The sequence below is a fragment of the Arthrobacter sp. Hiyo1 genome (genome assembly GCF_001263615.2).
Taxonomy (GTDB): Bacteria; Actinomycetota; Actinomycetes; order Actinomycetales; family Micrococcaceae; genus Arthrobacter.
In genome coordinates this window covers 381,925-390,964 of record NZ_DF952472.1, presented here as the reverse complement: position 1 = coordinate 390,964, position 9,040 = coordinate 381,925, and the positions used below count along the sequence as shown (strand labels likewise).

Genomic DNA, 9,040 nt, shown 5'->3' with positions numbered 1-9,040 from the left:
AATCCATCGCAACCGCCGCCGGACTGCGCCTGGCCGGCGTGATGGCGGTCGCGCCGCTCGGTGCGCCCCCGGAGGAAGCGTTCGAGAAACTCGCCAACATTTCACAGGATCTTCGGGGACTTTATCCGGACGCCGTGGGGGTATCCGCCGGGATGAGCCAGGACCTCGAAGCTGCCGTTCAATTCGGTGCGACACACCTGCGAATTGGCTCGGATATTCTCGGTTCGCGCCCGCGCGTGGGGTAGCGTCAAAGTATTGGAAGCGACGGGCCGGGATTTCAGCGATGTCAAGTCATGGGCGGCCCGCCCACTGCAGACACGATAGGAGTCCAGCATGGCTGGCGCACTGCGCAAGACAATGGTTTATCTTGGGCTCGCCGATGGCGATGAACACTACGAGTCTGAGCAGCACGTGCAGCACACGGACGAGGACCGGTCGGTCGACCACAATCGTGAAGAGCGCCGCGCCCCAGCACCTGTACGTGAAGTAGTTCGTGAAGTCCCCCCTGTCGCCGAAGAGGAATACCGCGCACCCGTGACACCTATCAAGCGTGCGGCGTCCAGCCGCGAAGACGCCTCCGGTCTGAGGCAGATCACCACTGTCCATCCCCGCTCCTACAATGACGCCAAGATCATCGGCGAGAGTTTCCGGGATGGCATCCCGGTGATCATGAACGTCACGGACATGGGCGAGGCAGATGCCAAGCGCCTCGTCGATTTTTCCGCCGGTTTGGTCTTCGGACTCCACGGCAGCATTGAGCGCGTCACCAGCAAGGTTTTCCTGCTGTCGCCGTCGTACGTCGAAGTTCTCGGCGACGACAAGAAGGTCAGCGAAGCGCAAGCAACGTTCTTCAACCAGAGCTAGCGCGGTCAACCCGGATGCCAGGCAGAGCGATCTGCCTGGCATCTGTGTTGCAATAGAGGGACTGACCGGAAAAATGGCGAACTAGGAGATCTGAGCTAACCCGTGGGCATAGTTTTCGGCCTTTTGTACATTGCATTGCTGCTGTTCCTGGTCATCCTCATCATCAGGCTCGTTTTCGATCTGGTGCAGATGTTTGCGCGCCAGTGGCGCCCCCGCGGTGGCGCCTTGGTGGCCGCGCACGTGGTCTATTCCGTGACTGATCCGCCCTTGAAACGGATCCGCCGGCTCATTCCACCGCTGCAGCTTGGTGGGGTGTCCCTTGACCTGGCATTTCTGATCGTGTTTATTGTCGTCAGCATCGCGATGGGATTCGTCTACTCGCTGGCGTAGCTCTTCCGCAGTCCATGTGCCGTCAATCTGTTTTCTTCGGCTAGTGGGCTGCAAACCTCCGACCCAACACGATGGTGTTGAATTGGGGGAATCAGATGATATTTAGGTACCGTAGTTTTGAACGGCCGGAAGGCTACTGACTAACTAGACCAACGAGGTGACCAGATGGCTTTGACGCCAGAAGACGTTGTCAACAAGCGCTTTCAGCCGACCAAGTTCCGCGAAGGCTACGACCAGGACGAGGTCGACGACTTTCTCGACGAAATCGTCGTCGAGCTGAGGCGCTTGAACCAGGAGAACGACGAGCTCCGCAAGAAGCTCGCCGAAGGCGGAAACCGGTCCCTGCCAGCGCAGCATCGGCACCCGTGGTCGAGAAGGTGCCCGCTCCGGTGAAGGCCGACAAGGACGCACAGGCCAAGGCGGAAGCCGAAGCGAAGGCCGCCGAGGCCGAGAAGAAGAAGGAGCCGGCCGTTGCCGCCGCTCCGGCCCCGGCCGCACCTTCCGCAGGCTCTCCTTCCGCCGAGTCCGCAGCCGGCCTGCTGGCCATGGCCCAGCAGATGCACGACAAGCACGTGGCCGATGGCGAGCAGCAGAAGGAAAAGATCATTGCCGAGGCACAGATCGAAGCCTCCAGCCTCGTCAACGACGCGCAGGATAAGTCCCGCAAGATCCTCGGTGCCCTCGAGCAGCAGCGCAGCGTTCTCGAACGCAAGGTGGAGCAGCTCCGCGGCTTCGAGCGCGACTACCGCTCCCGCCTGAAGGCCTACATCGAAGGCCAGCTGCGTGACCTGGATGCCCGCGGCTCGGTTGCCGCTCCTGAGGTCGGCGAAGCCGCCGCAGAGGTCTAGCAAGTATTCTGAAAGCCGGTGGCTGGGGATTCCTCGGCCACCGGCTTTCGCCTGTTAAGGCGCCAGAAGCCACGGTTACCGAATGAAAGTACTATGAGCGACGAACAAACTGACGGCACAGAACAAACGAACGGCACCACGGAACCGGTCCGCACCAAAGCCCACACGTGGCGTCCGGCACTGCTTTGGGTCTTTGCCGGCTTCGCCGTGTTCGCGTACGCCTTCGATCAACTGACCAAGCTCTGGGTCACCAGCACCATGGTCGAAGGCGAGCGGATCCCTGTGCTTCCTCCGCTCCTGCATTGGTACTACATCCGAAACTCGGGCGCTGCGTTCTCCATCGGTGAAAACGTCACGTGGGTCTTCACGATCGTCATGGCCGCCGTTTCGGTGGTGATTCTGTTCCAAGTGCGTCGATTGGGGTCGGTCTGGTGGTCACTGGCGCTCGGCCTGCTGCTGGGCGGCGCGCTCGGGAACCTTACGGACCGGCTTTTCCGCGAGCCTTCCTTCGCCATGGGCCACGTGGTGGACTTCATCCAGTTGCCCAACTTCGCAATCTTCAACATCGCCGACTCCGCGGTGGTTTCCGGCGTCGTGATCATCTGCCTGCTGACCATACGGGGGATCGGACTCGACGGCTCCCGCCATCATTCCGCCGATTCCGCGCCGGCAAAATCCGGCACGCCGGAAGAACAGGCTCCGGGCGATGTCTGAGCAGTTCGTGGTGCCCGAAGAATTGGGCGGGGCAAGGGCCGACGCGGGCTTGGCGAAGATGATGGATATCTCCCGCTCCGCGGCCGCCTTGTTGATCGCCGAGGGCAATGTCAAAGTCTCTGCGAACACAGTGGGCAAGTCGGCGAAACTCATTGCCGGGTCCGTGTTGGAAGTCACCGTTCCCGAACGCAGGGATCCCTTGGAAGTCGTGGAGGAAGTCGTGGAAGGCCTGAATATCCTGTTGGACGATGACGATTTTGTCGTCATCGACAAGCCGGTCGGCGTGGCGGCGCACCCGTCTCCGGGTTGGGTTGGTCCTACCGTGGTGGGTGGCCTCGCCGGTGCGGGATACCGGATCTCGACGTCAGGCGCGCCTGAACGTGCCGGCATCGTCCACCGCCTCGACGTCGGAACGTCGGGAGTCATGATCGTGGCCAAGAGCGAACACGCTTACACGGTGCTCAAGCGGGCCTTCAAGGAACGCACGGTGGACAAGGTGTACCACGCAGTGGTCCAGGGCCTGCCGGATCCCCTGGAAGGCACCATAGACGCGCCTATCGGGCGCCACCCCGGGCACGATTGGCGATTCGCGGTGATCGAGGATGGCCGTCCCTCCGTGACGCACTACGAAGTCCTCGAGGCCTATGGCAAGGCGACCCTCGTGGAAATTCATCTTGAGACAGGCAGGACACACCAGATCCGGGTTCACTTCTCGGCCCTCCGGCACCCCTGCGCCGGCGACCTGACCTATGGGGCGGACCCGCGTTTGGCTGCCAACCTGGGACTGACCCGGCAGTGGCTGCACGCGCGGCGGCTTGGCTTCAACCACCCCCGGACCGGCGAGTGGGTGGAAGTCACCAGCCAGTATCCGGCGGACCTGCAATACGCGCTCGAGCTTCTGGAAAGCGGCAACGCGTAGCGCGATCCACGCTTCCAGCGCGCCACTCCAACCGCGGGGTCCCTGCCGGTAGACTGTCGTGGTGACTTCCAGCAATGACTCGTTCGTCCATCTGCACACCCACACCGAATACTCCATGCTGGATGGTGCGGCCCGCCTCACTGAGTTGTTTGACGAGACCGAGCGGTTGGGCATGCCGGCACTGGCCACCACGGACCACGGGTACTTGTTCGGTGCCTTCGATTTCTGGAAGAAGGCCACCGACAAAGGCATCAAGCCGATCATCGGCGTCGAGGCCTATGTCACGCCGGGCACGGCGCGCGGCGACAAGGAGCGCGTCCGTTGGGGCGACGAGAGCCAGCGGAAAGACGACGTGTCCGGTGGTGGTTCCTACACCCACATGACGTTGTTGAGCTACAACAACGCGGGCATGCGGAATCTGTTCCGGGCATCCTCGATTGCTTCGCTCGACTCGGTGTTCGGCAAATGGCCACGCTTGGACCGGGAGTTGCTGAACACCTATTCCGAAGGCCTGATCGCCACCACCGGTTGCCCTTCCGGTGAAGTCCAGACCCGCCTCCGGCTGGGACAATACCGGGAGGCGCTGGCTGCGGCATCCGAGTTCCGCGACATCTTCGGTGCGGAAAACTACTTCTGCGAACTGATGGACCATGGCCTGGACATCGAGCGGCGGGTCACCGGCGATCTGCTGCGCCTGGCCAAGGAACTGAAGCTTCCGCTCGTGGCCACCAACGACCTCCACTACACCCACGAGCATGATGCGAAGGCCCACGAGGCGCTTTTGGCGATCCAGTCGGGCTCCACTCTGCTTGAGCCCACCTATGACAACGGCGGCTCCCGGTTCGCTTTCTCCGGCAGCGGCTACTACTTGAAGTCGCCGCAGGAGATGCGCGAGCTGTTCCGCGACCATCCCGAGGCCTGCGACAACACCTTGTTGATCGCCGAGCGCTGCGAAGTGTCCTTCAACACGGGCGCGAACTACATGCCTCGGTTCCCCTGCCCTCCCGGCGAGGACGAGACGTCCTGGCTCGTCAAGGAAGTGGCCACGGGACTCGATTACCGCTACCCGGACGGCGTCCCGGACAAGGTGCGCAAGCAAGCCGACTATGAGCTTGACGTCATCACGTCCATGGGCTTCCCGGGCTACTTCCTCGTGGTGGCCGACTTCATCAACTGGGCAAAGAACAACGGAATCAGGGTAGGCCCGGGCCGTGGCTCGGGTGCGGGCTCCATGGTGGCATATGCCATGCGCATCACCGACCTCGACCCGCTGGAACACGGCCTGATTTTCGAGCGCTTCCTCAACCCGGACCGTGTGTCCATGCCCGACTTCGACGTCGACTTCGATGATCGGCGCCGTTCCGAGGTGATCGACTACGTCACCCGGAAGTACGGCGACGAGCGCGTTGCCATGATTGTCACCTACGGCACCATCAAGACCAAGCAGGCGCTCAAGGACTCCTCCCGCGTGCTTGGCTACCCGTTCAGCATGGGTGAACAGCTCACCAAGGCCCTGCCACCGGCCGTGATGGCCAAGGACATCCCGCTGGCGGACATCCAGAACCCGGAGGCCAAGCGCTATGGCGAGGCCGGCGACTTCCGCCAGCTGATCAGCACCGACCCGGAGGCTGCCAAGGTCTTCGAGACCGCGCTGGGCATTGAGGGGCTGAAGCGGCAGTGGGGCGTGCATGCCGCCGGTGTCATCATGTCCTCGGACCCCATCATCGACGTCATTCCTGTCATGCGCCGCATCCAGGACGGCCAAGTCATCACGCAGTTCGATTACCCGACGTCCGAAGGCCTTGGCCTGATCAAGATGGACTTCCTCGGCTTGAGGAACCTGACGATCATTTCCGACGCGCTGGAAAACATCAAGATGAACCGGGGCGTCGACCTCGATCTTGAGCACCTGGCGTTGGACGACCCGGCGTCGTACGAGTTGCTGGCGCGCGGCGACACTTTGGGGGTCTTCCAGCTCGACGGCGGACCCATGCGGTCGCTGCTCAAGCTCATGAAGCCTGACAACTTCGAAGACATCTCCGCCGTGTTGGCGCTGTACCGGCCAGGTCCCATGGGTGCCAACGCGCACACCGACTACGCCCTGCGCAAGAACAAGATCCAGGAAGTCATCCCGATCCATCCGGAGCTCGAGGAACCGCTCTCGGAAATCCTCGGCGGAACCTACGGCCTGATCGTGTACCAGGAGCAGGTCATGGCCGTGGCCCAGAAGCTGGCCGGCTACTCACTGGGTCAAGCCGATATCCTGCGCCGCGCCATGGGCAAGAAGAAGAAATCCGAACTGGACAAGCAGTTCGCCGGCTTTTCCCAAGGCATGCAGGACAACGGCTACTCCATGGAGGCCGTCAAGACCCTGTGGGACATCCTGCTCCCGTTCTCCGACTACGCCTTCAACAAAGCGCACTCCGCAGCGTACGGTGTCATCTCCTACTGGACTGCGTACCTGAAGGCCCACTACGCCCCCGAATACATGGCTGCCCTGCTCACGTCCGTGGGCGACGACAAGGACAAATCGGCGATCTACCTCAACGAGTGCCGGCGCATGGGCATCACGGTCCTACCGCCGGACGTCAACGAATCAAGCCTCAACTTCACTCCTGTGGGAACCGACATCCGCTTCGGAATGGGGGCCATCCGCAACGTCGGCGTCAACGTGGTGGAAGCGATGGTGGCGGCCCGTGCGAGCGAGGGCGCCTACACCTCCTTCAAGGACTTCCTCATGAAGGTTCCGGCGGTGGTCTGCAACAAGCGCACCATCGAGTCCCTCATCAAGGCCGGCGCGTTCGACTCCCTCGGCCATCACCGGCGTGCTTTGGCCATGGTGCACGAAGAAGCGATCGACTCGGTCATCACGCTCAAGCGCAATGAGGCGATCGGCCAGTTCGATCTCTTCGCCGGATTCGAGGACCAGGAGCCGCAGGCCTCCCTGAGCACGGAGATCCCGGACCTGCCGGAATGGGAGAAGAAGGACAAGCTCGCCTTCGAGCGGGACATGCTGGGACTCTATGTTTCGGACCACCCCCTGCAGGGGCTTGAGGGCGTGCTGAGCCAGCATGCAGAGCAATCGATCACGTCTATTCTCGGAGAAGACGGACCCCATGACGGCGCCATCGTCACCATTGCGGGCATGATCACTTCACTCAGCCGCAGGATCGCCAAAGCAAGCGGCAATGCCTACGCGCGGGCGGAGATCGAAGACCTCGGTGCTTCCATCGAGGTCATGTTCTTCGGCCAGGTGTACGGGCCCATCGCTTCGGTCCTCGCGGAGGACCTGATCGTGGTGGTCAAGGGCCGCTTGCAGCGGCGCGACGACGGTGCGGTCACCTTGAACTGCATGGAGCTCTCGGTTCCGGACCTGAGCGAGAGCACCAACGGTCCTCTCGTCATCACGATGCCCACCTACAAGGCAACCGAGGCCGTCGTCACCGATCTTCGCGATGTTTTGACCACCCACCGGGGAAACTCCGAGGTCAGGCTCCACTTGCAGGGCGACTCCAAGGTCGAGGTCATGGGCTTGCCAGTGCACCTGCGCGTGAATCCCACCCCGTCACTTTTCGGTGACCTCAAGGTACTTCTTGGCCCGACCTGCCTGGACACGTGACCGGCCGGCTACCTGAGCCAGCCGGCCGGTGACGCTGGATTTCCTGCCCGCACCGGATTTTCCTGCCCTGACTAAATTTCATAGTCGAGCGGAACCGGCTGGCCGTAGGAGCCCGAGTGGTACAGCAGGGGAGTGTCGTCCTCGCCGACCAGCCCGTCGACAACCTCCACCACCACGATCGCGTTGTTTTCGAAGGACAGGCGCATCTGGATCTTGCCGATCAGCCAGCCGGCCACGTTCTTGAGGATGGGGACATCGAAGGGCCCTGGCTCCCAATGATCGCCTTCAAACCTTTCCTGGGTGCGGGCGAAGCGGTCCGCGAGGGCCTGGTTCTCGAGGCCGAGCATGTGCAAGCCGATATACGTCGAATTCGCCACCGCCGGCCAGGAACTGGAACTGCGGGACATGTTGAACGTGAAGCGGGGCGGCTCGGCCGACAGCGAAGCCACGGAGGTCGCAGTGAACCCGAAAGGCTTGCCGTTGAGGTCGGCAGTGATGATGGCCACGCCGGCGGCATGCCGGCGGAACATTTGCTTGAATGTTGCTTCAAAAGCTGGATTGTCCGAAGCCACTTTGCCGATCTCCTGCGTGAGCTATTGGTATTAACGCTGGTGGATTCAGCGTATTCCGCTGCTCGCCGGCACGCTTGCTTGTTGGGCGTCCAGAAACGTTTGTTAATGTTTGTGTCATGACCAAGCCAACATCGAACCTTCTCGTCTCCGGCCCCGCGGGGGATACTGACCCGGACACCGGAACGGACACGCGGGACCGCACATGGTGGCTTTGGCTCGCGGTGCCCGCCGCCTCGGGCGTTGGGCTGGGCCTCGCTTGGTGGCTGTTGGCTCCGGGTGGCCTCAACGTGATCTCGGGAAATCCTGCCCTCGCCGATCCGACGGCTTCGGCGGGGCGGCTCCCGAGGGATTTGGTCCTTGCCGGGCTTCTGCTGCTTTCCGGCTGCTTCACCGCGGTCCTGCTCGACAGCAAGGTCCGGAGGCCGGGGCACGGCCTCCGCACGTTCCTGGCCGTTCTCGGTGGTGCCGTAGGGGCCTTGGTGGCCTGGCAGGTGGGTCTGCTGGCCGCGCAATGGTGGGGCTCCGCCTCGAGTGGAAGTGACGGCTTCTCATTACGGTCGGTGACGGCCCTCTTGCTGTGGCCAGGGGCGACGGCCCTTGTGACATTCCTCCTGACGCTTTTCAGCTTGATGGGAAAGCAGCCGGAGGGACCGCCGCTTGCCCCGTAAAATGATCTGGTGACCAATTTCCCGGAGAATCCTGCCGAAACCGCCGCCCAGTCCCTGGACTTCCACCGCATTGACTTGCGCGGACGGTCCCTGACCTTGGCGGAACTGCGCGCCGTGGTGCCCCGGGCGAAACATCAGACCATGGCGGACGCCGAGCAAAAAGTCCTGGACATCATTGCGGCCGTCCGTTCCCGCGGCTTCGAAGCGCTTGGGGAGTTCGCATTGGCGTTCGACGGCGTGGAACAGTCCCATCCGCGAGTGCCGGCTGCCGCCCTTGCCGAAGCCCTTGAAAACCTGGATCCTTCAGTGCGCGCAGCCCTGGAGGAATCCATCCGCCGTGCCCGGCGTTTTGCGGATGGCCAACGGCCTGCGAACGTCGACGTTGAACTGGGGGACGGCGCCGTCGGTCAGCCAGAACTGGGTACCGTGGGCCGCGTGGGTTTGTA

8 protein-coding genes and 2 pseudogenes are annotated in these 9,040 nt (G+C 62.6%); 9 read left to right on the top strand and 1 reads right to left on the bottom strand.

Annotation, left to right across the window (positions count from 1 at the left end; all coding sequences use genetic code 11):
* The 7 genes and pseudogenes from AHiyo1_RS15375 to dnaE form a co-directional block, all read left to right on the top strand.
* Positions 1-245, top strand: a pseudogene (locus tag AHiyo1_RS15375) (YggS family pyridoxal phosphate enzyme); the annotation flags it as partial.
* Between the two features lie 88 nt (positions 246-333).
* Positions 334-864, top strand: coding sequence for a cell division protein SepF (locus tag AHiyo1_RS15370; RefSeq protein ID WP_059389142.1), 531 nt, complete (start codon positions 334-336; stop codon positions 862-864).
* Between the two features lie 102 nt (positions 865-966).
* Positions 967-1,254 (top strand): YggT family protein, encoded by a 288-nt coding sequence (locus tag AHiyo1_RS15365; protein WP_059389141.1) that lies wholly within the window; start codon positions 967-969, stop codon positions 1,252-1,254.
* Between the two features lie 165 nt (positions 1,255-1,419).
* Positions 1,420-2,102 (top strand): annotated as a pseudogene (locus tag AHiyo1_RS15360) (DivIVA domain-containing protein).
* Between the two features lie 93 nt (positions 2,103-2,195).
* On the top strand, positions 2,196-2,816 hold the full coding sequence (gene lspA / locus AHiyo1_RS15355) for a signal peptidase II (protein WP_059389140.1): 621 nt from the start codon (positions 2,196-2,198) through the stop codon (positions 2,814-2,816).
* Positions 2,809-3,735: an RluA family pseudouridine synthase gene (locus tag AHiyo1_RS15350; RefSeq protein ID WP_059389139.1), complete on the top strand. Its 927-nt coding sequence runs from the start codon at positions 2,809-2,811 to the stop codon at positions 3,733-3,735. The genes lspA and AHiyo1_RS15350 overlap by 8 nt, the downstream gene beginning before the upstream one ends.
* A gap of 61 nt (positions 3,736-3,796) precedes the next feature.
* Positions 3,797-7,354, top strand: coding sequence for a DNA polymerase III subunit alpha (gene dnaE / locus AHiyo1_RS15345; protein ID WP_059389138.1), 3,558 nt, complete (start codon positions 3,797-3,799; stop codon positions 7,352-7,354).
* 71 nt (positions 7,355-7,425) lie between these two features.
* Here the strand turns inward: dnaE and AHiyo1_RS15340 are convergent, their stop codons facing one another.
* Positions 7,426-7,884 (bottom strand): flavin reductase family protein, encoded by a 459-nt coding sequence (locus AHiyo1_RS15340; protein ID WP_113990687.1) that lies wholly within the window; start codon positions 7,882-7,884, stop codon positions 7,426-7,428.
* A gap of 158 nt (positions 7,885-8,042) precedes the next feature.
* Here AHiyo1_RS15340 and AHiyo1_RS15335 point away from each other — a divergent pair, with 158 nt between their 5' ends.
* Complete coding sequence (locus tag AHiyo1_RS15335; RefSeq protein ID WP_059389136.1) at positions 8,043-8,594, top strand: hypothetical protein; 552 nt, start codon at positions 8,043-8,045, stop codon at positions 8,592-8,594.
* Between the two features lie 9 nt (positions 8,595-8,603).
* Positions 8,604-9,040: histidinol dehydrogenase (locus AHiyo1_RS15330; RefSeq protein ID WP_172465605.1), on the top strand; the 437-nt coding region annotated here is incomplete at its 3' end.

Coding starts and splice junctions, on each gene's coding strand:
- AHiyo1_RS15335 (WP_059389136.1), top strand. CDS start 8,043: ATGACCAAGCCAACATCGAACCTTCTCGTCTCCGGCCCCGCGGGGGAT.
- AHiyo1_RS15350 (WP_059389139.1), top strand. CDS start 2,809: ATGTCTGAGCAGTTCGTGGTGCCCGAAGAATTGGGCGGGGCAAGGGCC.
- AHiyo1_RS15340 (WP_113990687.1), bottom strand. CDS start 7,884: ATGTTCCGCCGGCATGCCGCCGGCGTGGCCATCATCACTGCCGACCTC.
- lspA (WP_059389140.1), top strand. CDS start 2,196: ATGAGCGACGAACAAACTGACGGCACAGAACAAACGAACGGCACCACG.
- AHiyo1_RS15370 (WP_059389142.1), top strand. CDS start 334: ATGGCTGGCGCACTGCGCAAGACAATGGTTTATCTTGGGCTCGCCGAT.